At 71.6% G+C, this 24421-nt stretch carries 25 protein-coding genes and 3 pseudogenes; 23 read left to right on the plus strand and 5 right to left on the minus strand.

The window, feature by feature from the left end; translation table 11 throughout:
* Nucleotides 1-346: 346 nt before the first annotated feature.
* Entirely contained in the window at nucleotides 347-1033 is a 687-nt protein-coding gene (locus tag WKH84_RS15410; RefSeq protein WP_341854285.1) for an NAD(P)-binding domain-containing protein, read from the minus strand.
* A gap of 413 nt (nucleotides 1034-1446) precedes the next feature.
* Here WKH84_RS15410 and WKH84_RS15415 point away from each other — a divergent pair, with 413 nt between their 5' ends.
* From WKH84_RS15415 to WKH84_RS15525, 23 genes and pseudogenes are all read left to right on the plus strand, one after another.
* Entirely contained in the window at nucleotides 1447-2133 is a 687-nt protein-coding gene (locus tag WKH84_RS15415; RefSeq protein WP_341854286.1) for a class II glutamine amidotransferase, read from the plus strand.
* Entirely contained in the window at nucleotides 2130-2363 is a 234-nt protein-coding gene (locus WKH84_RS15420) for a hypothetical protein (RefSeq protein ID WP_341854287.1), read from the plus strand. The genes WKH84_RS15415 and WKH84_RS15420 overlap by 4 nt, the downstream gene beginning before the upstream one ends.
* Nucleotides 2360-3007, plus strand: coding sequence for a hypothetical protein (locus WKH84_RS15425; protein ID WP_341854288.1), 648 nt, complete (start codon nucleotides 2360-2362; stop codon nucleotides 3005-3007). Before WKH84_RS15420 ends, WKH84_RS15425 begins: the two co-directional genes overlap by 4 nt.
* A gap of 14 nt (nucleotides 3008-3021) precedes the next feature.
* On the plus strand, nucleotides 3022-3507 hold the full coding sequence (locus WKH84_RS15430) for a hypothetical protein (protein WP_341854289.1): 486 nt from the start codon (nucleotides 3022-3024) through the stop codon (nucleotides 3505-3507).
* A 30-nt stretch (nucleotides 3508-3537) separates the two neighbouring features.
* Nucleotides 3538-4542: a serine hydrolase domain-containing protein gene (locus WKH84_RS15435; protein WP_341854290.1), complete on the plus strand. Its 1005-nt coding sequence runs from the start codon at nucleotides 3538-3540 to the stop codon at nucleotides 4540-4542.
* 36 nt (nucleotides 4543-4578) lie between these two features.
* Nucleotides 4579-5915, plus strand: a pseudogene (locus tag WKH84_RS15440) (hemolysin family protein).
* Between the two features lie 172 nt (nucleotides 5916-6087).
* Nucleotides 6088-7837: pseudogene (locus WKH84_RS15445) on the plus strand (pyruvate dehydrogenase).
* A gap of 219 nt (nucleotides 7838-8056) precedes the next feature.
* Nucleotides 8057-9754, plus strand: a complete 1698-nt coding sequence (locus WKH84_RS15450) for a polysaccharide biosynthesis tyrosine autokinase (protein ID WP_341854291.1) — start codon at nucleotides 8057-8059, stop codon at nucleotides 9752-9754.
* Between the two features lie 90 nt (nucleotides 9755-9844).
* On the plus strand, nucleotides 9845-10600 hold the full coding sequence (locus WKH84_RS15455; protein WP_341854292.1) for a hypothetical protein: 756 nt from the start codon (nucleotides 9845-9847) through the stop codon (nucleotides 10598-10600).
* Nucleotides 10597-10731, plus strand: a complete 135-nt coding sequence (locus WKH84_RS15460; RefSeq protein WP_341854293.1) for a hypothetical protein — start codon at nucleotides 10597-10599, stop codon at nucleotides 10729-10731. The genes WKH84_RS15455 and WKH84_RS15460 overlap by 4 nt, the downstream gene beginning before the upstream one ends.
* 237 nt (nucleotides 10732-10968) lie before the next feature.
* Nucleotides 10969-11883 (plus strand): glycosyltransferase, encoded by a 915-nt coding sequence (locus WKH84_RS15465; RefSeq protein WP_341854294.1) that lies wholly within the window; start codon nucleotides 10969-10971, stop codon nucleotides 11881-11883.
* Nucleotides 11871-12833, plus strand: coding sequence for a hypothetical protein (locus WKH84_RS15470; RefSeq protein ID WP_341854295.1), 963 nt, complete (start codon nucleotides 11871-11873; stop codon nucleotides 12831-12833). The genes WKH84_RS15465 and WKH84_RS15470 overlap by 13 nt, the downstream gene beginning before the upstream one ends.
* The gene (locus WKH84_RS15475) at nucleotides 12830-12967 is read left to right on the plus strand and encodes a hypothetical protein (protein ID WP_341854296.1); all 138 of its coding nucleotides are present in this window, start codon (nucleotides 12830-12832) and stop codon (nucleotides 12965-12967) included. The genes WKH84_RS15470 and WKH84_RS15475 overlap by 4 nt, the downstream gene beginning before the upstream one ends.
* Nucleotides 12968-13163: 196 nt before the next feature.
* A complete protein-coding gene (locus WKH84_RS15480) occupies nucleotides 13164-13538 on the plus strand; it encodes a hypothetical protein (RefSeq protein WP_341854297.1) in 375 nt (124 codons plus the stop codon).
* 264 nt (nucleotides 13539-13802) lie between these two features.
* Nucleotides 13803-15384 (plus strand): annotated as a pseudogene (locus tag WKH84_RS15485) (N-acetylneuraminate synthase family protein); the annotation flags it as partial.
* Nucleotides 15360-15788 carry a TIM barrel protein gene (locus WKH84_RS15490; RefSeq protein ID WP_341854298.1) on the plus strand — a complete coding sequence of 143 codons (429 nt, stop codon included), beginning with the start codon at nucleotides 15360-15362 and terminating at the stop codon, nucleotides 15786-15788. The pseudogene WKH84_RS15485 and the gene WKH84_RS15490, both read left to right, overlap by 25 nt.
* Entirely contained in the window at nucleotides 15779-16429 is a 651-nt protein-coding gene (locus WKH84_RS15495) for a glycosyltransferase family 4 protein (RefSeq protein WP_341854299.1), read from the plus strand. The genes WKH84_RS15490 and WKH84_RS15495 overlap by 10 nt, the downstream gene beginning before the upstream one ends.
* A complete protein-coding gene (locus tag WKH84_RS15500) occupies nucleotides 16429-16884 on the plus strand; it encodes a glycosyltransferase (RefSeq protein ID WP_341854300.1) in 456 nt (151 codons plus the stop codon). The genes WKH84_RS15495 and WKH84_RS15500 overlap by 1 nt, the downstream gene beginning before the upstream one ends.
* Before the next feature lie 121 nt (nucleotides 16885-17005).
* Nucleotides 17006-17710 (plus strand): hypothetical protein, encoded by a 705-nt coding sequence (locus WKH84_RS15505; RefSeq protein WP_341854301.1) that lies wholly within the window; start codon nucleotides 17006-17008, stop codon nucleotides 17708-17710.
* A 73-nt stretch (nucleotides 17711-17783) separates the two neighbouring features.
* Nucleotides 17784-18113 carry a hypothetical protein gene (locus WKH84_RS15510; RefSeq protein ID WP_341854302.1) on the plus strand — a complete coding sequence of 110 codons (330 nt, stop codon included), beginning with the start codon at nucleotides 17784-17786 and terminating at the stop codon, nucleotides 18111-18113.
* On the plus strand, nucleotides 18110-19180 hold the full coding sequence (locus WKH84_RS15515; RefSeq protein WP_341854303.1) for a glycosyltransferase family 4 protein: 1071 nt from the start codon (nucleotides 18110-18112) through the stop codon (nucleotides 19178-19180). The genes WKH84_RS15510 and WKH84_RS15515 overlap by 4 nt, the downstream gene beginning before the upstream one ends.
* A 119-nt stretch (nucleotides 19181-19299) precedes the next feature.
* Nucleotides 19300-19965 (plus strand): glycosyltransferase, encoded by a 666-nt coding sequence (locus tag WKH84_RS15520; RefSeq protein WP_341854304.1) that lies wholly within the window; start codon nucleotides 19300-19302, stop codon nucleotides 19963-19965.
* A 142-nt stretch (nucleotides 19966-20107) separates the two neighbouring features.
* Nucleotides 20108-20953 carry a glycosyltransferase gene (locus WKH84_RS15525; protein WP_341854305.1) on the plus strand — a complete coding sequence of 282 codons (846 nt, stop codon included), beginning with the start codon at nucleotides 20108-20110 and terminating at the stop codon, nucleotides 20951-20953.
* 294 nt (nucleotides 20954-21247) lie between these two features.
* Here WKH84_RS15525 and WKH84_RS15530 read toward each other — a convergent pair whose 3' ends face one another.
* From WKH84_RS15530 to WKH84_RS15545, 4 genes are read right to left on the minus strand one after another with little or no spacing between them, the layout of a single operon-like run.
* Entirely contained in the window at nucleotides 21248-22135 is an 888-nt protein-coding gene (locus WKH84_RS15530; protein WP_341854306.1) for a capsular polysaccharide synthesis protein, read from the minus strand.
* The gene (locus tag WKH84_RS15535) at nucleotides 22132-22980 is read right to left on the minus strand and encodes a glycosyltransferase family A protein (RefSeq protein WP_341854307.1); all 849 of its coding nucleotides are present in this window, start codon (nucleotides 22978-22980) and stop codon (nucleotides 22132-22134) included. Before WKH84_RS15535 ends, WKH84_RS15530 begins: the two co-directional genes overlap by 4 nt.
* Nucleotides 22977-23216 (minus strand): hypothetical protein, encoded by a 240-nt coding sequence (locus WKH84_RS15540; RefSeq protein WP_341854308.1) that lies wholly within the window; start codon nucleotides 23214-23216, stop codon nucleotides 22977-22979. Before WKH84_RS15540 ends, WKH84_RS15535 begins: the two co-directional genes overlap by 4 nt.
* Nucleotides 23213-24274 (minus strand): glycosyltransferase family 4 protein, encoded by a 1062-nt coding sequence (locus WKH84_RS15545; protein ID WP_341854309.1) that lies wholly within the window; start codon nucleotides 24272-24274, stop codon nucleotides 23213-23215. Before WKH84_RS15545 ends, WKH84_RS15540 begins: the two co-directional genes overlap by 4 nt.
* Nucleotides 24275-24421 lie beyond the last annotated feature (147 nt).

Genomic DNA, 24421 nt, shown 5'->3' on the forward strand with positions numbered 1-24421 from the left:
CATCAGGCGGCCGAGCCCGATGCAGAGCAGGGTCTGCGCCGCGGCGATAGCCCAGCCGCGCAGGCTCCGCCACGACGGCGTCTCGGGCCCGGGCGGCGTGCTCGGCCCCGGACGCTCGGCGGGGGCGGGAGGTCCGACGGATGCAGGTGGTGCGTCATGCTCCGGATTGCCGACGGTGGCCGTGGCGGCAGGAGCCGGGGCGGAGACGGCCTCCTGCGGCGAGGCGGGGCCGACGGGCCGGGACGCGGTCATACGACCAGCGTAGAGATGCGGCCCGGCCGACGGATCGTCCGCGCGGCCGACTCCCTGCGGCGGACCCTCTCCTCGCGGCAGTGCCGAGCGCGGCTCAGGCCCGGGTGCCGAGCGCGGCCATGACCTCCCGGCCGCGATCCGTCTCGGGGAACCGCTCCACGATCTCTCGCAGGGCGTCTGCATCGGTGCTCGTCCCGAACGCCTCGGTGAAGGGTCGCAGGCGCACCCCGTCGCCGAGTTCCCCGATCAGCACCGGGTCGAAGCCGAGGCCGTCCACGAGACGGGCGACCATGTCGGTCGCGGGGGAGGGGCCGGCGATCCCGATCGCGGCACGCGGCGCGGGCCGATGGGCGAGGTCCTCGAGGTCGTGGTAGCCCATGTGGTTGAACGCCTTGACCACGGTTGCGTCCGGCGGCTGCTCCTGGATGAAGACGCTGGTGGAGGCGCTGGGGGAGGAGAACTCCTCGATCTGGCCGTCGGTCTCCCACCAGTAGTTCATCGCATCGATCACGACCTTCCCCTCCAGGGCGTCGGCGGGGATCGTGGCGTGCTTGCCCAGCGGCGGCGCGAGGATCACGAGGTCCGCGCGCTCGGCCGCCTCACGGGCGGTGACCGGCTGAGCGCCCGGGGCCAGGAACTGGGTGATCAGCGTGATCTTCGCGGGGTCGCCGGAGCCGGCGATCAGCACCTCATGACCGGCGGCGACCGCGAGGCGGGCCAGCACCGTGCCGACCTTCCCGGCGCCGAGGATCCCGAGAGTGGGACGAGAGGGGTGGTTCATGTCCGGCCGAACGCGTCGGCCCCGGCGCGGCTTCCCGATGGTGACCGGCCACGCGCCGGGCGTGCGGGGGTGATGGGGAGCGCGGGCGCGGGGCGGGGCAGCGACGTGGCGGGAGATCCGGGGCTCATGGGAGGTGAGGGAGGCCGGGCGTACATGACGGGTGATGGCGCTGGGCGTACCTCTACGCCTATATAGGCATAGAGGTACGCCCAGCGCCATCACCTGACCATGCCCCCGCCGGCCCCCGGTCGTCGGGCCCCCAGGAGCCCGATCGGGCCGCCCCCGCGCCCCGGCGGCGGCGGCCCCTCACCCCCGGTGCCGGCTCGCCCCCGACGCTGGCATCAGGCGATCCCCGGCCTCCGGTGGCGGCCCTCACGGCGCCCACAGTCCTCCCGCTCTACAGTGGAGGCGTCATGTGCCGACTCTTCGCCCTCCATTCCGACCAGCCCATCACCGCCGACTTCTGGTCGCTGGACGCCCCCTACTCCCTGCTCAGCCAGTCCCGCTTCAACGCCGACGGGACGGGGCTGGGCTGGATCGACGAGCACGGTGCCCCGCAGGTCGCGAAGAAGCCCGTGGCCGCCTACGCCTCCGAGCGCTTCGGGCAGATCGCCACCGCGGTGCGGTCCCGCGCGATGATCGCGCACGTGCGGCTCTCCTCCGGCACCGGGCACAGCGACGAGAACACCCACCCCTTCCTGCAGGACGGGATCCTCTCCGCCCACAACGGCGTGCTCGAGGTGACCGAGCAGATGAAGGAGCGGGTCCGCGAGCTCGGCGCCGCCCATCACGTCCGCGGCACGACCGACAGCGAGTGGATGGCCGCGCTGATCACCGGTGAGGTCGCCGCGCACGGCGGCGACCTGCGCGGCGGCGTCGTCGCTGCGCTGGACTGGATCGCGCGGAACGTGCCCGTCTACTCGGTGAACGTGCTGGTGCTGAAGGACGAGGAGCTGATCGCGGTGCGCCTGCCCGCCACCAACGAGCTGTGGGTGCTGGAGCGCGAGGCGACCACGTCCGCGCCCCGCGAGGCGCTGGACCAGTCCTCCGCCACGCGCGCACCCGCAGCGAGGACCTCGCCGGCATCGACTCGGTGGTGATCGCCTCCGAGCCGATGGATGATGACCCGGCCTGGCGCCTCATGGACTCCGGCGAGCCGCTGCACCTCGCGGCCGACGGCACCATGCATCGCGAGCGCCCCTTCGGCCCGCTCGCCCAGCCGCTGGCGCTGGAGGACCTCGGCCTCTCCGCCGCCGCGTCCCAGGCGCACGCCGCCCAGGACCAGGCGCAGCAGGAGCGTCGCCGCCGCCTCGCCGAGCGCGCCGCATGAGCGGGGCGACCTCCGGGCGAGCCGACGGTGTGACCTCCGGCCCGGCCGACGGCATCGCCTCTGGCACCGGAGCCGGCGCCGTTCCGGCCGGCGCCGCGCGCCCGACAGCACCCCCGACGCCGCACCGTCGGCCAACGTCGCGACGGCGTACCACCGCCTCGCGACCCTCCGCCCGGCCTGGTCCCGGCCCGCGAAGCCGCTGCTCAGCCTCGGCGCGGCCCTCCTCGCCTATGTGGTGCTCAGCTCCGTCGTGCTGGTCACCGCGGTGCTCGCTGCTCGCGGTGGTGCCCGGCGTGAACATCGCCCGCGGCGTCACCAGCGGCGACCCGACCAGCCCCCTGGACGTCGGCCTGGCCCTGGCGATGGGCGCGATGTGGGCGCCGGCGGGGATCGTCGGCGTGCGCGTGGGCGGCTGGCGACCGCTCGGCACCGCCTGGTCGGTCGCGGCCCGTCTGCGCCCGGACCGTCCCCTGCTGATCGCCGGAGCCGGGGGAGGGCTCGCGGTGGTCGTGCTCGCCGCGCTCGCCGGCATGCTCGCCGGAGCCCCCGACGCCGCCGGGTCCGGCGCCTCGATCCCGCGCCTGCTGCTGGTCGTGCCGCTGGTGCTGGTCCTCGCCCCGCGCAGGCGATCGGACTCGAGCTGAGCCTGCGCGGCACCGTGATGCAGGCGCTCGGCACCTGGCGCGCGCGCCCCGCCCTGCCCGTCCTCGCCGGCACCGCCGTGATGCTGATCGGCCGGGATCTCACCCCGGCTGTCTTCGCTTCCCGCGCTCGCCCTCGGCCTCAGCGCCGGAGCGCTCGCCTGGAAGACGGGCGGGCTCGAGCCGCCGATCGCGCTGACCACCACGCTCACCGTCCTCGCGCACCTGGTCGGGGCCGTTGGCGCGGGCGGCGGCGCGGGCGCCGGCGTCGGCGCCGTCGGGGCGGCCGCCGCGGCACCGGGCACCTCCGCCGCTGCGCTCGCCGTTCCTGCCGCGGCCGCGCCCGAGGCCGCGCTCGCCGGCGGGATCACCGGCGCGATCGCGCTGCGCTGCTGATCACCGCGCCGCTCGTGGTGTGGATCGGTCGACGTGAGGGCGTGGCCCTGCTCGAGCCCGTCACCCGGCCTGCAGGCCAGGAGGCCCCCGACCCGGTGCACATCTGAGGCATCGGCCTCACACGCTACGGTCGAGCCATGAGCACCGCGGCCGTCACCCCCGCCGACCACCTCCTCCTGCGCGCCGCGCGCCAGCGGATCCTGGAGCAGCGCCTGGGCGTGCGCGCCCTGCACCTGCACCGCACGGGCCATCCGGAGCTCACCCACCGATTCGTCGAGGACACCGCCGAGAACGTCTACTCGGTCTCGAAGACCGTCACCGCCCTCGCCGTCGGGATCGCGCAGGCCGAGGGGTCGCTGCAGGTCGAGGACCTGCTCACAGACCACCTGCCCGCCCCGACCGGCGGGTACGGGCAGGGCGTGGACGAGGTGCGGCCGCGGCACCTGCTGACCATGACCTCCGGCTCCCCGGTGCTCGGCTTCCTCGACGCCGAGCGCGAGCACGAGGACCTCACCGCCCACCTGCTCGCCACCGACCTCACCGCCGCGCCGGGCGAGCGGTTCGAGTACTCCAACGGCTCGATCTTCCTGCTCGCCCGCGTGATCGAGGAGCGCACCGGGCAGACCTTGCGCGACTGGCTGATACCGCGCCTGTTCGCACCGCTCGGGATCCTGAACCCGCAGTGGTTCACCACCCGTGACGGCCACACCTGGGGCGCGACCGGCCTGCACCTGAAGAGCGGTCGCCTCGCGCGCCTCGGCCGCCTCCTCCTGGACCGCGGCGCCCACGAGGGCGCCAAGCTCGTCCCGGCCGACTGGATCGACGCCCTCCACGCCGAGGGCACCTGGGTCACGACCGGCGACCCCGAGCCTGAGGCCGCCCGTTACGGCTTCGGGGTCTGGGACTGCACGGCCGACGGGGCCTGGCGGGCCGACGGTGCCTACGGCCAGTTCCTGCTGGTCCTGCCCGCGCAGCAGGCCGTGCTCACCGTGACCTCTCACCTCGAGGGCCGCGCCGGCGCCGAGATCCTCCGCGCCGTGTGGGAGGAGCTGCTGCGCCGCTGCTGTGAACAGTCCGGCGCCGCCCTCCGGTGCGTACCGCGAGGGACGACCCTGCCCCGACCGGCGCGGCCCGTTGCCTGAGCCGCGCCCCAGGCGCGCACCGGTAGGTTTGTCCCCATGGATCCTTCCGTCCTCCTGAACATCGCCCTCGTCTTGCTCTTCGTGCTGATCGGCGGCGTGTTCGCGGGCACCGAGATGGCGATCGTGAACCTCCGCGAATCGCAGATCGACCAGCTCGAGGAGTCCGGGCCCCGCGGCGCGAAGACCGCCAAGATGGTCCGCGACCCCAACCAGTTCCTCTCCGCCGTGCAGATCGGCGTGACCGTCGCCGGGTTCTTCTCCTCCGCCTACGGCGCCGCCACGATCGCGCCCTCGCTCGTGCCGGTGCTGACCGGGCTGGGCCTGCCGGAGGCCACCGCCGGGACCGCCGCGCTGATCGGGATGACGCTGATCATCGCCTACCTCTCCCTCGTGCTCGGCGAGCTCGTCCCCAAGCGCCTGGCCATGCAGAACGCGCTGGCCATGACCAAGGTGGTCGGCCCGCCGCGCACCTGTTCGGGCGACTGATGCGCCCGGTGATCTGGGCGCTGTCGGCCTCCACCAACCTCGTCGTGCGCCTGCTGGGCGGCGACCCGGACGCGAACCGCGAAGCGGTCTCCGCCGAGGAGATCAAGGCGATGGTCCGCGACTCCGACGCCCTGGACCAGGCGGAGTCGCGGGTGCTGGCCGACGTGTTCGACGCCTCCGAGCGCACCGTCGTCGAGGTCATGCGGCCCCGTCACCAGGTCCACTTCCTCGACGGCCGCCAGAGCGTCGAGGAGAGCCGACAGGAGATCCGCGACACCGGCTTCTCCCGCTACCCCGTCACCGGCGACGACGTCGACGACGTGCTCGGCTTCGTGCACGTGCGCGACATGCTCCTGGTCGAGGACCCGGACCGCACCCGCATGTCGGAGCTGGTGCGCCCCATCGAGCACATCCCGGGCACCGTGCAGGTGCTCTCAGCGCTGAACCGGATGCGCGCCCACGCCGACCAGATCGCCGTGGTCGTGGACGAGTACGGCGGCACCGACGGCATCGTCACCCTCGAGGACCTGCTCGAGGAGCTCGTCGGCGAGATCTACGACGAGTTCGATGCGGCGACCTGGCCCGCCCCCGGCGGCCTGGACAGCATCCTGGCGGCCGACGGCACCTTCGAGGGCGGCCTGATCCTGCAGGAGTTCGAGGCCGCCACCGACATCTCCCTGCCGGACACCGGCGGCTACGAGACCGTCGGCGGCTTCCTCATGGCGCGGCTGGGACGCATCCCCGAGGCCGGGGACACGGTCGCGATCGACGGCGGCACCCTCGAGGTCGCCGAGGTCGACGAGCGCCGGGTGAAGACGGTGCGCTTCATCCCGGGGACGCCCGCCGAGGGCGAGAAGCGGGCCGACGAGGAGACTCCCTCCGCCTGAGCCGGCGGGCCCCGCCCCCGCCGCGCCTCGCCTCCGCCGCCGCCCGCGCCGTTCCCGAGCCGATCGGTCGGGGCTCAGCCCTGCCCTCGGGGCATCTCGCGAGTAGGGTCGAGGACATGCACTCCGTCCCGGGACCGTGCTCCCGGGTACCCACACCTCGGGAGGACCTCTCATGGCTCGCAGCACCTTCGCCCAGCTTCTCGTCGCCCAGCTCCGCGACCTCGGCGTGGAGCGCATCTACGGGGTGGTCGGCGACTCGCTGAACCCTGTGGTCGACGCCGTCCGCACCACCGAGGGCATCGAGTGGGTGCACGTGCGCAACGAGGAGGCCGGCGCCTTCGCCGCGGGAGCCGAGGCCCGACTGACCGGGAAGCTCGCCGTGTGCGCCGGCTCCTGCGGTCCCGGCAACACCCACATGATCCAGGGCCTGTACGACGCGCACCGCGACAACGCGCCGGTCCTCGCGATCGCCTCCCACATCCCGTCGGAGAAGATCGGCACCGGCTTCTTCCAGGAGACCCATCCCGAGCGGCTGTTCCAGGAGTGCTCCCACTTCTGCGAGATGGTCAACTCCGGTCCTCACGGCGCGACGATCGCACATCGCGATCCAGACCGCGATCGCAAAGAGCGGCGTCTCCGTGCTGGTGTCGCCCGGCGACGTCGCCGACCAGGGGGTCGACGCCCCGCTCACCCGGGATCTCGCCACCGAGCTCGGCGCGGTCCAGCCCGCCGCAGGCCCCGTCGGCCGCCTCGCCGAGCTGATCGACGAGGCCGATACCGTGATGCTGTTCGCCGGCGCCGGGGTGCGCGGCGCCCGCGAGGAGGTTCTCGCGCTCGCCGAACGGGTCAAGGCGCCGATCGGCCACGCCTTCGGCGGCAAGGAGTGGATGCAGTACGACAACCCCTACGACGTGGGGATGAGCGGTCTGCTCGGCTACGGCGCCTGCTACGAGGCGATGCACGAGGCGGATCTCGTGATCCTGCTGGGCACCGACTTCCCCTACAGCGAGTTCCTGCCGCGCGAGAACGGCAAGGGGGCGCCGCGGATCGTGCAGATCGACGCCGACGCGTCCCGGCTGGGCCGCCGCGTGGGCCTCGACCTCGCCGTGCACGGCGACGTCGCGCTCACCCTCCAGGCGGTGCCGCCGCCGCTGACGTCCGCCAAGGGGCACCGCTACCTGCATCGCCAGCTGAAGGCGCACCACAAGGCGCTCTCCGGTGTGGTCGCCGCGTACACGAAGAACGTCGAGCGGATGACGCCCATCCACCCCGAGTTCGTCGCCGCGACTCTCGACGAGCTCGCCGACGACGACGCGGTGTTCACCGTGGACACCGGCATGTGCAACGTCTGGGGCGCCCGCTACATCACCCCGAACGGGAAGCGACGCGTGTTCGGCTCCTGGCACCACGGCACCATGGCCAACGCCCTCCCCCAGGCCATCGGCGCCTCGAAGGCGTTCCCCGGCCGGCAGGTGATCTCGATGAGCGGCGACGGCGGGCTCGGCATGCTGATGGGCGAGTCGCTGACCGTGAAGTCGCATGAGCTGGACACGAAGATCCTCGTGTTCAACAACTCCAGTCTCGGCATGGTCAAGCTCGAGATGCTCGTGGAGGGCCTGCCCGACCACGGCACCGACCACGAGGCCGTGGACTACGCCGCCATCGCCGAGGGCGTGGGCATCGGCGCAGTGCGCATCACCGAGCCGAAGAAGCTGAAGAAGCGGCTCGCCGCCGCGCTCGCGACACCCGGCCCGATGCTCATCGACGTGGTCACCGATCCCGACGCCCTCTCCATGCCCCCGAAGATCACCGCCCAGCAGATCCGCGGCTTCGCCACCGCCTCGACGAAGGTCGTGCTCGGCGGCGGGGTGGGGAGGATGGTCGACATGGCCGCGAGCAACCTGCGGAACATGCCGCGGTGACAGCGGCTCTCCCGCCGCGCTCGGCGACTCGGCCGATGCTGGTTCGGCGACCGGCAGGTGGACACCGGCACAGGGTCGGGCGAAGCGCCTGTTCGTGACGTGGTCGTGATGACATTCCGGTCGGTTGTGCACCGGTTTCACCTAATATGACCAGGCCCCCTCGAATGACCTCAGAAGAAGAGTTCCGGTGACGATCGAAGACTTCCTCAGGGCCGCTCTTTGCGCAACCTCCTGCTCCTCGTCGCCGGCCTCGTGCTCGGTGCCGCCGCCGGCTACGGCCTCTCCTTCACGCAGAGCACCACCTACTCCGCGAGCGCGCTCGGCTACGTCTCCGCCAGCGCGCAGTCCGACGAGAACGGCGACCCGATCCAGCAGGCCAGCGGGAACATGCAGTTCCAGTACTCGAAGGCGCAGTCCTACCTGCCGCTGTTCAACACCCGCGCGGTGGGCCAGCGGATCGTGGACGAGCTGGGCCTCGAGGCGAGCCCCGACGAGGTCGCCGGTTCCCTGCAGACCACCCTGGACCCCAACGCCCCGATCATCACCGTCGAGGCCGTCGCGCCCACCGCGGAGGAGGCCTCCGCGATCGCGAACGCCGCCGTCGAGGCGACCGCCGCCGAGGCCCGCTCCCTCGAGACCGGCGGGAACGAGAACGCCGCCGTCGGCGTGCGGCTGACCAACTACCAGAACGCCGTCGTGCCCGGCGCCCCCGTCTCCCCGGACCGCGAGAAGTTCCTGCTCGCCGGCGCCGCCTTCGGGCCGCTGGTCGCGCTGGGCCTCGCCTGGTCGCGGGACCGCAACGACAGCCGCCTGCGCACCGCCGACGACGTCACCGACGTGGTGGGCCTGCCCACCCTCGGCGCGCTCCCGGACGCGAAGGAGCTCGCCCGCGGCAAGGACGGCGTCTTCGCCCGAGCCCACGTCCTTCCCGAGCCGGGAGGCGCGCGCAAGCCGCGCACGAATCTGCGCTACATCGACGTGGACAACCCGCCCCGCTCGATCGTGGTCACCTCCTCCGCCCCCGGCGAGGGAAAGTCCACCGTCGCCGCGAACCTCGCCCGCGTCATGGCCCGCGCCGGCCAGCCCACGCCGCTGGTCGATGCGGACCTGCGCCGCCCGATGATCGCCCAGCAGTTCTCCGTGGACGGAGAGGTGGGCCTGTCCCAGCCGCTCGCCGCCTCGGTGAGCCTCGAGGACGTCGCCGAGCCGACGACCGTCCCGCCGCTGACCCTGCTCCCGGCCGGGCAGATCCCGCCGAACCCCTCCGAGCCGCTCGGCTCGCGCCGCATGCAGGAGCTGATCGAGGAGCTCTCGCGGCAGTACTTCGTGATCATCGATGCGCCGCCGGTGCTCGCGGTCACCGATGCGCAGCTGCTCACCCGCCACTCCGACGGCGCGATCCTCGTGGCCGTCCCCGGCCAGACCCGCACCGCCGCGATGCAGAAGGCGGTCGAGGCGATCCGCGCAGTGAACGGCACCGTCTACGGCGCGGTGCTCAACCGCGCTTCGACCGGCCGACTGAACCGCCTCGCCTACGGCGACGCCGTCTACGGCTACAGCGCCTACGGCAAGTACGGCTACGGCGCGCTCGGCGGCTACGGCGAGTCCGCCGTGGTGCCGGACTCCGAAGAGGCCGACGTCGAGCTGGCCGGTGGTCCCGCCGAGCCCGGCCCGGCCTCCGCGCCCGCCGCGGCCGTCGCCGTCCCGGACGCCCCGCGACCTGCGGACACGGAGGCTCCGCGACGTGCCGCGCAGGCTTCGCCGCGCCCCGAGGCGCGACCCGTCGCTCACCCCGCCCGTGCGGCCGACGAGTCGGCGCCGGTCGAGCACGACGAGAACGAGCCCGAGGGGGACTCCGCGCCCGCTGCGCGCACCTCGCCGCGCGGTCGCCGCGCCGCCTCCACCTGGGGCCGGTGATGAGCCTCCGCGGGCTCGGGGCGATCGTTCCCGTCCACGGAGCGCTCGCTCCCGTGTCGCCAGCTGCTCGAGTCGCTGTGCGGCGAGGCCGTGCCCGCCGCGCGCCGCCCCGCCCGTGTGGTCCTGGTCGACGACGCGAGCCCCGTCCCCGTCGCCGCCGACGAGCCGCCGGCCGGGGTCGAGCTGGTGCGCCGGCCCGCCAACGGCGGCTTCGGCGCCGCCGTGAACACCGGACTGGACGCGCTCGCCGCGCCGGTCGGTGCGGCCGACGCCGCGGGCGGGCCCGCGATCGAGCACGCCCTCGTGCTGAACTCCGACCTGCAGATCCGGCCCGGCTTCTGCGCCGCGCCGCTCGCGCACGCCCTGCCCTGGATGCCCGCCGTGGTGGGATGCCGGAACGTCGGCGAGGACGGCGGCTCCGGCTACGCCGCGAGGTACTTCCCCACGATCTCCCACCAGGTGGTGGAGTGGCTGGTGCCGCTCGCCTCCCAGCGCCACCGCGACGTCGTCGCACCGCGCCGTCGGCCACGACGTCGATGCCGAGCGCGGCGGCGGGATGGTGCCGGTGGACTGGGTCTCCGGGGCGGTGCTTGCTGTCGCCGCTCGCGGAGGTGCGGAAGGCCGGCGGCTTCGACGAGGGGTACTTCATGTACACCGAGGAGGTGGACCTCCAGTCGCGGGCGCGCCGCGCGGGGATCCCCGCCCTGCTCGATGCGGACCTCGAGGTGCGCCACGTGGGCGGCGGCTCCTCCGGCGGGGAGGCCCGCCGGCGTCGCTGGCTCGTCGGCGCCCGCATGCGCTTTGCCCGCAAGCACGGCAACGTGCACCTGCTTCGCGGCGCGATGACGCTGGCGACCGGCGCGAACCTGCTGTGGAACAGCGCTCGCCGCGCCGCCGGACGGGACGTGGCCCCGCTGGCCGTGGCCCGCGAGGAACTCGACCTGATCCACCGCGCCGGAAGGACCCTCCCGCGATGAGCCCCGCCCCCTCCGCCCCGGAGCGGCTCCTGCTGATCTCCCCGGCCTTCCACGGCTACTGGCGCGAGCATCGGCGACGCCCTCGCCCGCCGCGGCTACGAGGTCCACACCGCCCGCTACGACGCCTACGACACCGTCGGCGACAAGTCGCGGCTCAAGGCGACCGTCGAGTCGCCCGACCGCCTCCACCTGCCCGGCGACCGCCGCACCGCCGAGCGCGCCCGCCTCACCGACCGCGTGATCGCGCGGATGCGGGAGGTGCGCCCGCACCGCGTCGTCGTCATCAAGGGCGACGGCCTGGACGAGCGGTTCTGGGATGCGCTCGGGGACACCCCGCGGATCCTGTGGCTCTACGACGACCTCCACCGCCACGACTACACCGACGAGTTCCTGCGCCAGGTCGGGCCCGTGGTGGACTACGCCCGCTCCGAGACGGACATGCTCCGCGCCCGCGGCGTCGATGCGCACTTCGTGCCCAACGCCTTCGACCCGCACCGCAGCGAGCCCACCAGCCGACGCACCGACGAGATCGTGTTCATCGGGTCCGGCTACGCCAACCGCAAGGAGCCGCTCACACACCTCGCCGAGCACGACCTGCCCGTGCACGCCTGGGGCCGGGACTTCTCCCGCCACCCGTTCGACCGCGCCCGCACCTTCTCCTGGTCACGGCCCCCGATCGCCGCCTCCCGCGAGGTGCCGCTCGAGCGCGCGTACCAGATCCACGCCGAGGGCGCGGCGGCCGTCGCGATCCACGGCCTGCAGAACGGGCACGCGATGCGCACCTTCGAGATCCCCGGCATGGGCGGGGTGCGGCTCGTGGACCGCGACGACGTGGACCAGTTCTATGAGGTCGGCACCGAGGTCGCCGTGTGGCACGATCGCGAGGAGCTCCTCGATCTCGCGCGGCGCGCCCTGCAGGACCGGGCCTGGGGGAGAGGATGCGAGAAGCCGGCAGGCGCCGCACCCTCGCCGAGCACACCTTCGATCATCGCCTCGAGGAGGTCGATTCGCTGTGGCAGGACTGATCCACCCCAGCTCCCTGGAGCGCTGGCAGGAATGGCAGAGCACACGGAACCGCGCCCGCCAGGTGAAGCACGCCGTCACCAGTGCGGTGCGCTCGCGTCGCGGCACGCAAGCAGATGCCCGGCCTGATGCTCCACTCCCGCGAGGGAGAGGGGGGCACCCGCCTGCTGATCGGGCTGGACTCCGCCTCCCCGACCTCCCGCGCGAGCCTGCTGACCTCCCTGCCCTACCTGCGCATCGGCGTGGACGTGCTCAGCCCCGCCGGCCTCGACCTGCCCGAGCTCGCCGGCGACGAGTGGACCCATCAGCGGATCGAGCCCGCCACCACCGAGGACGAGCGCCGCCGCCGCCTCGCCGTCGTGCTGGACAGGCGCGGGATCGGCGCAGTGCTCACCCTCGGCCAGCACCTCGCCGCGGGCCGCGCCGCGCACGAATGGGCGCTCGCCACCGACACCGCCTCCGCCGTGGTCCAGCACGGTGCCCTGACTCCCTACGCCCCGCCGTCGCCGCCCCGCACCACGCCGCTGGCCTGGAGCGACGCCGACGCGGAGTTCTACCGCTCCGGCCGCGACGACGTGGAGGTGCGCACCGTCGGCTCCCAGCCGCTGTGGCAGGCCGGCAAGGAGAGCGAGGGCGAGGTCGACGTGAGCGGGCAGAAGCCCGTGTTCCTCGGCCAGATGCACGGCGCCGAGCCGCCACGCCGCCTCACCGCGGGGATCGCGATGTCCTTCTGCCGCGCCGAGGGCGCGCTGTACCGCCCGCATCCCTCCGAGGTGGACGTCGTCTCCCGCGCCGCGCACAGGCTGATGGCGCGCCGCGGCGTCGAGTTCCAGGACACCTCGATCCCGCGCACGAGGTGGGCGCCCCGGTGGTCGGGATCTTCTCCACCGGCGTGCTCGAGGCCGCCGCCCGCGGCATCCCCTCCTGGGTCGCCGGCGAGAAGGTGCCCGCCTGGGTGCGCGAGTTCTGGGACCGCTACGACATGCGCCGCTGGGGCGCGGGAGCCCACCCCCGCGCTGGCCACCGGGGCCGACGAGCCCTCCCGCCTCATCGCCCAGATCCTCGAGGGCGCCGGATGACGGCACTGGTCGTGATCCCCGCGCGGGGCGGATCCAAGGGCATCCCGCGCAAGAACCTGCTGCCCGTGGGCGGGCGGCCGCTGATCGCCTGGACGATCGCGCAGGCGCTCGAGGCGCGCAGGACGATGACGTGATCGTCGCCGTCTCCACGGAGGACGCCGAGATCGCGCAGGTCGCCGCCGCGCACGGCGCGCGTGTGATCCAGCGCCCCGCCGAGCTCGCGACCGACGACGCCCCTACCGAGCCGACGGTCCTGCACGCCATGGACGTGGTCGAGGCCGAGGGCACGGCCCTGGACGCCGTGGTCTGCCGCTGCAGGCCACCTCGCCCGTGCGCCGCCCGGACACGATCCGTCGCGCGCTCGCCATGTTCCGCGGGAAGGGCGTCGATGCGCTGGTGGGCGTGGTGCCGGAGTCGCCGTTCTTCTGGCGCCTGCCGGAGGCGCCCGGGCAGAGCGCGCGCGCCGCCTACGACGTGGACGCCCGGCCCCGACGCCAGGAGCTGACCGCTCAGCAGATGCACTACTTCGAGAACGGCGACCTCTACGTCACGGCGCCGCACATCTACCGCACCAAGAACAACCGCATCGGCGGGCGCACGGACCTGTTCGTGCTGGACGAGGTGGAGGGTGTGGACATCGACACCCTCACCGACGTCGCCGCCGCCGAGAGCATGCTCGCCCGACTCGGATGGAGGACCTCGTGATCCTGGACCGCACCACCGCCCCCTACACGGTCGATGTCACGTCGACCGTGCTCGAGGCGCGCGCGGCGCATCAGCGCGAACAAGGCCCGGGTCGCGTTCGTCCTGGACGAGCACGGCACCGTGCGCGGCACCCTGAGCGACGGCGACATCCGCCGCTGGCTGGTGGAGCACACCGCCCCCGACCTCGACGCCCCCGCGGTCGACGCCGCGAACTCGCGCTTCGTCGCGGTCCTCGAGGGCACCCCGGTCGCCGACATCGTCCCGCTGTTCCGCGACGGCGTGGATCGCATCCCCGTGCTCGACGAGCGCGGCCGGCTCGTCGCCGTCGCCACCCCCGGCGCGCGCACGCTCACCATCGGCCGCCGCACCGTGGGCGAGGACCATCCCGCGCTGATCATCGGCGAGATCGGCAACAACCACCAGGGCGACGTCGAGCTCGCCAAGACCCTCGTGGATCACTGCGTGGCGGCCGGTGTGGACGTGGTGAAGTTCCAGCCGCGCGACATGGCGGCGCTGTACCGCTCCGGCGGCGCCGCGAGCGCCGGCGAGGACCTAGGCCCGCAGTACACGATGAACCTGCTGGCCAAGTACTCCCTGTCCGTCGAGGACATGTACCGGGTGTTCGACCACTGCGCCGCGCGCGAGGTCGACGTGATCTGCACGCCCTGGGACCTTCCCTCGGCCGATGCCCTGCGGCGCTACGGCGTGCCCGGATTTAAGATCGCCTCCGCGGATCTCACCAACCACGACCTGCTCGCGCATGTCGCCGGCTTCGGCGCCCCGATGATCGTCTCGACCGGGATGAGCACCGAGCAGGAGATCACTGGCGCGGTCGAGGTCTTTGCGCGGCCAGGGCGCGCCGTTCGCGCTGTTGCAGACCCAGTCGACCTATCCCGCGCCCTACAAGGACGCGAACCTGCGGTACATGGACCGCCTCGCCGAGCTGGGCGACGGCCTGGTGGGCTATTCCGGGCACGAGCGGGGCTGGCACGTCCCGGTCGCGGCCGTGGCCCGCGGCGCGCACATCATCGAGAAGCACGTGACCGTGGACAAGACCCTCGAGGGAAATGACCACAAGGTCTCCCTCGCGCCCGACGAGCTGGGGCAGATGGTCCGCCAGATCCGCGACGTCGAGGAGGCGCTGGGCACCGATGGCCCGCGCGAGCTCTCCACCGGCGAGCTGATGAACCGCGTGAACCTCGCCAAGTCGCTGGTGGCCGCCCGCGACCTGCGCTCCGGTGACGTGGTCACCGCCGCGGACGTGGACGTCAAGAGCCCCGGCCGCGGCCTGCGGCCCAATCAGCGCGAGGCGCTTCTGGGCACCACCCTGCACCGCGACGTGCCTGCGGGGGACTTCTTCTACCCCGGCGACCTCGCCGGCCGGCCCCAGCGGCCGCGGCGGCTACAGCTTCCGCCGCCCCTGGGGGCCGCCGGTGCGCTTCCACGACTTCCGCGCCCTGCTGGAGGTCTCCGAGCCGGACTTCCTCGAGTTCCACCAGAGCGCGAAGGACATGGACCTCGACCTCTCCGAGTTCTTCGCCCCGGGGGAGAAGCTCGAGCAGTTCTTCACCGTGCACGCCCCGGACCTGTACCCGGGCGACTTCCTGATCGACCTGGCCTCCCCGGACGAGGCGATCTGGGAGCGGTCGATCCACGAGGTGCGGCGCGTGGTGGACCTGACCCGCGACCTGCGCGAGCACTTCACCTGCGAGCAGGACCCGATCGTGGTGGTGACCATGGGCGGCTTCCTCCCGGACCGTCACCTGCGCCCCGAGGAGCGCTACCCGCTGTACGAGCGGGTGCGAAGAGGGCCTGGAGCGGGTGGACGAGACCGGAGTGCGCCTGACCGCGCAGACCCTCCCGCCGTTCCCGTGGCTGATGGGCGGCCAGCGGCACCACAACCTGTTCATGGAGCCCGAGGACACGGTGTGGTTCTGCGAGACCTACGGTCGCCGCCTCACCTTCGACGTGTCCCACTCGAAGCTCGCCGCGAACTTCTACCAGCGCCCCTTCAGCGAGTACATCGACCTGATGGGCCCGCACACCGAGCACCTGCACATCGTGGACTCGGTGGGCGTGGACGGCGAAGGCGTGCAGGTGGGCGAGGGCGAGGTCGACTTCAAGGACCTCGCCGAGCGCATGGACCGTCTCGCCCCCGACGCGCCGTTCATACCGGAGATCTGGATGGGGCACGTCAACACCGGAGAGGGCTTCTTCGTGGCTCTGGATCGGTCGCAGGAATGGTTCTGAGCGAAGGGCTCCTCGAGGAGGCGCTCGCGCTGTGGTGCGTGCCCGTCGCCGACCTCGGCGGCGTGGCCCGCCATGTGCTCGACGCGACCCGCGCCGGGATCCCTGGCTGGCGCCTCGTGGTGCTGTGCCCCGAGGGGCCGCTCGCCGCGGCGGTTGCGCGCTCAAGGAACGCCCGTGGTGACCGGGCCGGTCTCCCCGGCCGACGGCACCGCCGCCGCGGTGCGCACGATCCGCCGCACCCTGCGCGCCTGCGCCCCGACCTGCTGCACACCCACCTCGCCTTCGCGGACCTCGCCGGGATCGCGGCCGTGACCGGGCCGCGCTCCGGCCGCGGTGAACGGATCCGCCTGGTCTCCACCGAGCACGGGATCTCCGGCGTGCGGGGCTACTACCAGTCCGGCGACCTGCAGGCCCGGGTGAAGGCCGGTGCGCATCGCGCCCGCCTGCTGCGCACCGACCGGGTGACCGCCGTCAGCGACTCCACCGCCGCGCAGGTCGCCGAGCAGTGGGGGAGCGGGCAGAAGCTCACCGTGATCCGCAACGGCGTCGACGCCCCGCGACCCCCACCCCGCGGCCCCGCGCGGGCCTGCGCGTGCTGTCTCTTGCGCGCCTCGCGCCGGAGAAGAACATCGACCAGCTGATGCAGGCCTTCGACCTTGTCGCCCGCGAGCACCCCGAGGCCCGACTCACGATCGCCGGCCGCGGACCGGAGGAGGGCGCCCTGCGCACCCTCGCCTACTCCCTCCACCTCGAGGACCGGATCGACTTCCCCGGCCACGTGGACGCGCGCGAGGCACTTCGCGCCCACGACGAGGTCGTCCAGCTCTCCGCCTGGGAGAACCTCTCCTACACGCTCCTGGATGCCGTCGCCCACGGCCTCGGCGTGGTCGCCACCGACGTGGGCGGCAACGGCGAGATCGTGCCCGAGCGGTGCCTGGTCACGGCCGAGGAGGCGCGCTCGCCGGAGGCCGTGGCGAGCCGGATCCTCGCGCAGGGGACCGACCTCTCGGCGCGGCCAGACCCCGCGGAGCACGGGCTCACCGTCGCGGAGATGACTGCGGCGATCGCGGACGCGTACCGGGAGGTGGCCGCATGAGCCACCGCACCGCCGCGCAGGACGCGCGGATCGACCGCACCGCGACCGCGGTCGGCTCCCGGCGCGCAGCGAGACCGCGGGGGTCCTGTCCTCTGTCGGGAAGTCGCGCATCCCCGAGCTGGTGCTGTTCTTCGGCCTGATCTTCGAAGGATCGATGTTCGGCCTGCCGATCCCGCTCAACCAGGTGGTGATCGTCGGGATCGTCCTGCTCGCCATCACCCGTCGGCCGCAGGTGGAGCTCGGCCGTCTGCAGCCGCTGGTACCGCTGCTGGTGATCGGTCTGTTATATGTCGGGATGATCTCGATGTTCGCGGACCCCTCCGAGTTCGCCTTCGACTGGAAGCGACGGCTCATCAGGCTTGGTCTGACAGCAGTCCTGCTCATGGTCCTCGCCACCGGGCGTATAGATTTCCGCTCTGGTCTGGCAGGTCTCGGCGTAGGGATGCTGTTCAACGCCTTCGCGTTCTACAGCGGGTTCGCGCCGGACTATTACGGGGGATACCTCTCGGGCTTCTTCGAGGACAAGAACGTGGCGGGCATGGCCTATGCCGTCTTCGGAGTGCTGATGCTCGCTGTGGTGGAGCGCCGCTGGGCGAGGGTCCTGCTTGTCCTCGTGATCGGAGTCCTCGTCTGGGAGACGGGATCGCGCACATCGATCGCCGCGCTCGCGGCGGGGGTGGGATGGATCGTCTTGGCGCCGAAGCTGTCGGTCCTCGGACGATGGCTGTTGGGTATCGCGATCGTGATCGGCGTGGCCCAGGTCGCCGAGGACTATTCCCAGATCGGCGTCTTCTCGGATCGGGAGGGCTCGGACCTTCTGCGCTGACCGAATCGACGCCGCCTCCGAGGTCAAGGTCCACGACGCCGGCTTCTTCGGCTCGGGACTCGGCGAGGCCTACGTGGTGTTCGACGACGATCCGGGCAAGGCATGGCTGTTCCACAACTCGTACTGGACGGCACTGGTCGAGGGCGGGTGGCCGTGGTCGCTCATCGTTCTCGGAGTGACCGTGGTGTTCGCCCTGCGCCCGTTCACTCGCGAGCTGAGCCGTCAGGAGATCGTCGCCCAGGCAGCGACCGTGACCACGCTGATCTGCGCCTGGCGTCTCGGCGAGGTGCTGTTCACCCTCCAGTGGGCCCTCGTCATCGCCGTCGCGCTCTATGCGCATGCGCGGGCACGGCAAACGGCGACGCCAGGCGGACCCTCCTCTGCCGAGGTGGGAGCTCGGTGAGCACTCCGACGATCGCGATCGCCACGAACAACGGCGACATGGGCGGCGGCGAGGTCATGTTGCTCAACATCGCGACAGCCCTGCGGTCGATGGACATCGACGTGACCGTGCTGGCGCCGACCACGCCGGGCGAGTCGCTCGAAGAGGCCCGTGCACGCGGCTTCGACGTGGTGCCGTTGAAGGCATCGACCCGCCTCGGGTACATGCGTGCGCTCGCCGCCTGGCGCCTGCGGAACCGCGCGGTCCCGCTGTGGTGCAATGGGCTGGTGCCGACTGCCGCGACCACCGGGATGGGGCCGCGGATCGCGCACCTCCACATCCTCCCCACCGGGGTCAATGCGCTGGCGACGCGGATCGGTCGTCTCGGCGCCGCACGGGTCCTGGTCCCCTCGCACTTCATGGCCTCTCGGATCCGCGGTACTCACGTGCTGGAGAACTGGACCGAGGACATCGCCTTCCGGGACATGGCGTCCCCGCCGGAGGGGCCGTTGCGCGTGGGGTTCCTCGGGCGCCTCACGAAGGACAAGGGCGTGCACGTGCTCGCACGCGCGATGATCGAGGTGATCGCACGGTCGGAGCGCGAGGTGCGCCTGGTCCTCGCCGGGGAGAACAGGTTCGGGGACTCGGCAGATGATCGGGAGATCCAGGACGCTCTCGAGCCCCTTGCGGGGAGCGTGGATCATCTGGGCTGGGTGCGCCGGGAGGAGTTCTTCGACCAGGTGGATCTGGCGGTGTTCCCCTCCGTCTGGGAGGAGCCGTTCGGGCTCGTCGCTGCCGAGTCGATGGCGCGAGGAGTGCCGTTCGTGATCTCGGATGCCGGGGCGGCGCCCGAGGTGGCAGGTCCGGACCATCCCTGGGTCGCGGGTCGCGGCGACGACACGGATCTCGCGGAGACGATCTTGTCGCTGATCAGAGAGCTCGACGAGGACGAGGTCCGGCGTGGCGCCCGTCGACGGTGGGCGGAGCACTTCTCGCCGGAGGCCGGCGCCGGGCGCGTCGCGGAGTTGCTCATCGCTCTTGGACCGAATGCAGGCCCCAGAAGTTCAGGAGGCGGAAGTGGCTTCTGACCCCGTGGCATCGATCATCGTGCCGTCGTACCGCGGAGCGGATCGACTCCCTCAGCTCCTCGACAGCCTGGCGGCGCAGAAGGACAGCACGCCGTCCTTCGAGGTCGTCGTCGTGGTGGATGGTGTCGACGACGGCTCGGTGGCGGCGCTCGAGAACGAGTCCCGGCTCGACCTGCGCAAGCATCGTCTTCCCGGAGAACCGCGGGCGCGTCGCTGCGCTGAACGCGGGATTCGAGGTCGCCCGCGGCGACGTGCTGATCCGCTGCGACGACGATCTTCTGCCGGCCGTCGACTACGTCGCGGCACACGTGTCCGCGCACCAGGACGGTCCGGGCGGCGTGATCGGTCTGTATCTCAACGAGTACTCGACCACCCCTTACGCCGAGGTATACGGCAAGGATGCTGACCAGAGGTTTCGACGCGACGCCTACAACTCTGCATCCGCGGTTACCTGGCGCTACTGGGCAGGGAACTGCTCGATCACCCGTGAGATCTGGGAAGCCGTCGGACCGTACGACTCCGAGTACCGCCTGTACGGGTGGGAGGACGTGGACTACGGGTACCGCATTCACGCGGCTGGCTTCGAGGTCCACCTCGCTCCTGAGCTCGAGACCCCGCATCGAGTCGCAGCCGTCACCACCGCTGTTCGGTCCCGGCGCGCGTCGCACTCTGGCGCGCGCGCCGGCTGTTCGAACGGAAGCACCCGCAGTCAGGCCTACCGCACGCGATTCCCGAGTGGAGCTTGTGGAACGCGCTGGTCCGTGGACTGTCCAGAGTCCCGTTGAACCCTGCGCGTCTGGGAGGTGCCGTGGACTCCCTGCTGCGGTTCCTCCCGCACGGCGTGGGGCGAAAGCTCGTGGCACTCAGCGTGGAATCTGCTGCGCTCGGTGGCTACCGGAGCCCGCACACGGCGAAGGAGACGTTCTGATGACTCCGAGGATCGCGATCGCCCACGACTACCTCACGCGGCGCGGAGGCGCCGAGCGGGTGGTGCTCTCCCTCGCCAAGGCGTTCCCCGAGGCGGAGATCCACACGCTGTTCTACGAACCGGAGCAGACCTACCCGGAGTTCCAGCAGATGCGGATCCGTACCAGCGGACTGAACCGCTTCGGTGCGTTCCGACGGGACCCCCGCATCGCCCTGCCGCTCCTCGCCTCGGCCTCGTCGAGGATGAGGATCGATGCGGACGTCGTGATCGCGTCCTCTTCCGGCTGGGCGCACGCCTTCCCGACCACGGGGCGGAAGATCGTGTACTGCCATTCACCCGCCCGGTGGCTCTACCTGCCCGAGGACTATCTCGGCGAGGCCGGTCCGCTCGACCCGAAGCGGATCGCTCTCAAGGCGCTGACCCCGTTCCTCACCCGATGGGACCAGCGCGCCGCGCGGACGGCCGATAAGTACCTCGCGAACTCGTCCGTCGTGCGTGAGCGGATCCAGCGCGTCTACGGGATTGACGCTCCCATGCTGTTCCCTCCGTTCAGCCCGGCCGTCGCTGAAGGGGAGCAGGAGCCGATCAGCCAGCTCACGGGCTGGGCCGGGGAGGACGGGTCCGACGACGGCCACTACCTCGTGGTCTCGAGGCTCCAGCCTTACAAGCATGTCGATGCCGTGATCGAGGCGTTCGCCGGTATGCCGGAGCGGCGCCTGCTCGTGATCGGTCGAGGTCCCGAGAAGCGCGGCGCCTCCTCGACATGGCGCCCGAGAACGTGCGCCTGGTGGAAGGGCTCTCCGACGCGCAGATGCGGTGGGCGTACGGCCACGCTACGGCGCTGATCGCCGCGAGCCACGAGGACTTCGGGCTGACCCCGCTCGAGGCGGGGGCGCACGGAGTCCCGACGATCGCGCGCGCGCGGGCGGGTACCTCGATACGGTGCAGGACAGCGTGAACGGCAGGTTCTTTGACGCACCGGTTGGTGAGGAGATCCGTGCGGCCGTGAAAGATTCCGACTGGATCGGCTGGGAGTCGACGCTGATCCAAGAACGCGCCGGGGTTTTCTCGGAGGAGCAGTTCGCCCAGGAGCTGAGGCGTCGGGTACGAGACGCCGTGGACAGAGGCGAATGTTCGGCTCAGCGATAGTTCGTGATGTCCGGTAGAAGATCCTCCCTCACAGCGATCCGTCCATGGTGCTTCAGTGCGAGCGGATGGATGATCTTGGCGAGGAGATCGTTCCAGCTCACGGGATACTCGAGCACCTCGTTGCGTACACCGCCTGGATGTTGCTCAAGAAGGGGTCCGAGGTAGTCGAGTCGACGCTCCAGTTCTGCCATCCACTCTCGTGTGAAGGTCGAATCGGCTCGTGCCACGAAAGAACTCCCACCGGGGACGATCCGGTAATTGCGCTTCAGGTCCCGACCCAGTCGCCGGGGCGCCTGCGCAACCCATTGCGTAGAGCGCTCGGGATAGCCGACGAGCCATAGACCGTCCTGTGCGAGCTGGTCGAACGCAGGTCCCCAATGGTGGTTCGGGGCTTTGACGTCGCTGTATCCACCGCCGTGATGGTGAAGGAGATAAGCGCGGAGGTAGTCGGATCGGTGCACCAGCGAGAGGTTCTCGTAGGCAGGGTGCAGGTCGTGTCCCGGCACGATCCACTCGTGCACGTTCTTCGGGGTGACGAGGATAATCTCGATGCCGTCCTGAACGTCCCGGAGCGCGTCGAGGCCATGCCGACGTACCTCGGGCAACGGGCCGTCTCCTGTCCACAGGGTGAAGATGCGTCGAGGTACCTCGCCTTGCCCGTCCGAATGGGCCGCATCCCAGTTGAGGAAAGACCGCCGATACATCCCTGCGGTGTACAGGTAAGGACGTCGCGTCTCCTGGCTGTGCCATAAGGCGGAGGTCAGTTGCGTCGAGGCCGCCTTCATCGTCGCCCGACTGCCCTTGGAGGCGACGAAGCCCGCGTGCTTCACCTGCCGCATCGCGTCCAGAACAGCGGACTGCGCGTTCCGCCTGCTCATCGGGGCCCCAGCGTTCGATAGTGGAGATCGCCCTGCCAGCGACCGACGTTCCATCCGATCGCCTGCGCGGCGTCAAGACGGCGTGGCAGGTCACGGCTCCGGAGGTCGGGGACACGGCGGAGCGTCTTGCGGAGCATCTGCAACTCACCGCGCACGGTGCTCCCCGGGATTCCGCGATCGCGGTGCTTCACCCACAGCTGGATATAGGTCGCGCCGTAGCGGCGGAACTGCCGGAAGGCGGCGCGCGGAGTCGGGCGATCCGTGCGGTCCAGGAGCGCGCCCCGTGCGAGCCCGATCGGGAAACCTGCATGCTGAGCTCTCCAGCAGAAATCCACTTCATCGTGGCCGCCCACGAAGGACTCGTCGAACCCGCCGATCGCGTCGATCACCTCGCGGCGGATCGCCATGATGCGACCGGGGAGATACGGGAGATACCACTGAGGATGCTCCATCTCGTAGGTCGCCGGATCGCGGGTGCTGAGGATGCCGCCCGCGATGCCGAGTGCCGGCTCCTTCGCGAAGGCATCGGCGAATGCTGCGAGCACTCCGGGCCGGGCGCGGTCGTCCGCATCGAGCAGAACCACGATCTCTCCGCGCGGCGCCTGGATCCCGGCGTTGCGTGCGCAGTTCACGCCCTGCCGTTCGAACGCCGGGACCACGCGGATGTCCAGCCGGTTCGAGAAGTGCCGCGCAACCTCGGCCGTGCCATCCGTGGATCGATTGTCCGCGACGACCACCTCGAACGGAGGGGCACTCTCCTGGCAGATCAGGGCCTCGAGTCGCTGCCCGATCGTGTCCGCGGCGTTGTAGGCGGGGATCACGACGCTGAAGGGGACCGTTGTCATCGATAGTCCTCGAGCTGGGAGCGGAGCCGGTCGGTGAACCGGAAGTGGGACTGGTGCCTGAGGGTGAGGGGCTGGGGAAACTTGTTCTCGGTGTAGGTGAACGGCCGCTTCTCCTCGTGCCGAGCACCGCGGTGGTCGGCATCGTGAAGCGCGGCGGCCGCTACCGCGCGGCGCACCTTCTTCGAGACCAGGAATGTCTGATGTTTGGCCTGCCGGAGACCCTCAATCATTCTCACCGAGTCATCTCCCCTTCGTCGCGAGTGTCGTTGAATCCCTCGATCGCCGCACGGACGGATCGAGCCCAGCCCCTCCAGTCCGCGTTGTCCATGACCCACCGAGCGGCGTTGTCGGAGTACGACGCGAGATCACTTGTGAGGACCCGTTCCTCGACAGCCTTGATGAATGGACCTGGCGCCCCGTCGTCGGCGATGAGCCAGCCCGAACTGCTGTCGATGACGAGGTCGGTCAGCCCACCAGTCGCGGCGGCGAGGACGGGGAGCCCGTGGTGGAGCGCATCGGTCACGACGACTCCTCCTGCGCTGGCTCTCGACGGCTCGAGGAGGACGTCGTGTGTCAGGTACGCGTCGCTCATCTGCTCGCGGCGGAGCCGGCCGGCCCGCGCGACGTGCTCCGGAAGGGGCGGGACCGCGTCTCCGACCACGGTGAGCCGCACGTCGTGACCGCGCCGACGCGGCTCGTCCACCGCGGAGACGGCAATATCTCCTCCCTTTCGCCTCCAATCGCTGGCGACGAAGAGCGACCGCAGAGGGGCATCCTGCGGCCTCGGGGGGCGGACGACCCCGGGCAGCGACCGCACCCCAGGGCCTAGACGGGCGACCCGCACTCGCGAGGGGCGGATCTCGAGATCGTCGAGCGGCCGCTCGCGGCTCCAGGCGGAGGCGACCACGAAAGACTCGGTGCGCCCGGCGACCTCCCGCTCGATGCGCAGGGCGCCTCTCCGCACGTGGGCCGGGACGCGGGCGAGGTCCGGATAGGTGTCTGCCAGCGCTGCGAAGGAGGAGTCCGTGACCTGCACGATCCGGCGCGAGCTCGGCACGTCGAGGAGCTCGGGTGTCGCCGCGATCCCGATGATCGGCGCATCTCTCGGGAGGGTCCGAAGCGCGTCTGCTACTCGTCGGCTCCGGCGTCGTGCAGTCGGCGCCGACCACGCGGGCAGATGCGTTCGATCGCGGAGGCCGTGCAGGCGCGCAAGGGCCCGGTCGATTAGAGCGGTCTCCGTCCCGGCCGGCACGAAGTCCACTCGTTCGAACTCGTCGCGCAGCGACTCCATCATGGGCGACACCACGCCGGACCAGGAACGAGGAGATGCGGGGTCCCAGGGGCTCGTGACGATGACGTGATCGACTCGGACGCTCATCATGGTGCTCCGGCCAAGTGCGCCGGGTGGATGAAATGACGCCGCACGTCAGGCCGCTCCATG

It is taken from the genome of Brachybacterium sp. GPGPB12 (assembly GCF_038396325.1).
Taxonomy (GTDB): Bacteria; Actinomycetota; Actinomycetes; order Actinomycetales; family Dermabacteraceae; genus Brachybacterium; species Brachybacterium conglomeratum.

Bases quoted from the DNA above. Each gene is read 5' to 3' on its own strand.
- WKH84_RS15545 (WP_341854309.1), bottom strand. From the start codon at position 24,274: ATGATGGAGTCGCTGCGCGACGAGTTCGAACGAGTGGACTTCGTGCCG.
- WKH84_RS15435 (WP_341854290.1), top strand. From the start codon at position 3,538: ATGAGCACCGCGGCCGTCACCCCCGCCGACCACCTCCTCCTGCGCGCC.
- WKH84_RS15520 (WP_341854304.1), top strand. From the start codon at position 19,300: ATGGTGTCGACGACGGCTCGGTGGCGGCGCTCGAGAACGAGTCCCGGC.
- WKH84_RS15525 (WP_341854305.1), top strand. From the start codon at position 20,108: ATGACTCCGAGGATCGCGATCGCCCACGACTACCTCACGCGGCGCGGA.
- WKH84_RS15470 (WP_341854295.1), top strand. From the start codon at position 11,871: ATGCCCGGCCTGATGCTCCACTCCCGCGAGGGAGAGGGGGGCACCCGC.
- WKH84_RS15410 (WP_341854285.1), bottom strand. From the start codon at position 1,033: ATGAACCACCCCTCTCGTCCCACTCTCGGGATCCTCGGCGCCGGGAAG.
- WKH84_RS15460 (WP_341854293.1), top strand. From the start codon at position 10,597: ATGACGCTGGCGACCGGCGCGAACCTGCTGTGGAACAGCGCTCGCCGC.
- WKH84_RS15500 (WP_341854300.1), top strand. From the start codon at position 16,429: ATGCAGGCCTTCGACCTTGTCGCCCGCGAGCACCCCGAGGCCCGACTC.
- WKH84_RS15530 (WP_341854306.1), bottom strand. From the start codon at position 22,135: ATGAGCAGGCGGAACGCGCAGTCCGCTGTTCTGGACGCGATGCGGCAG.
- WKH84_RS15475 (WP_341854296.1), top strand. From the start codon at position 12,830: ATGACGGCACTGGTCGTGATCCCCGCGCGGGGCGGATCCAAGGGCATC.
- WKH84_RS15425 (WP_341854288.1), top strand. From the start codon at position 2,360: ATGAGCGGGGCGACCTCCGGGCGAGCCGACGGTGTGACCTCCGGCCCG.
- WKH84_RS15495 (WP_341854299.1), top strand. From the start codon at position 15,779: ATGGTTCTGAGCGAAGGGCTCCTCGAGGAGGCGCTCGCGCTGTGGTGC.
- WKH84_RS15535 (WP_341854307.1), bottom strand. From the start codon at position 22,980: ATGACAACGGTCCCCTTCAGCGTCGTGATCCCCGCCTACAACGCCGCG.
- WKH84_RS15415 (WP_341854286.1), top strand. From the start codon at position 1,447: ATGTGCCGACTCTTCGCCCTCCATTCCGACCAGCCCATCACCGCCGAC.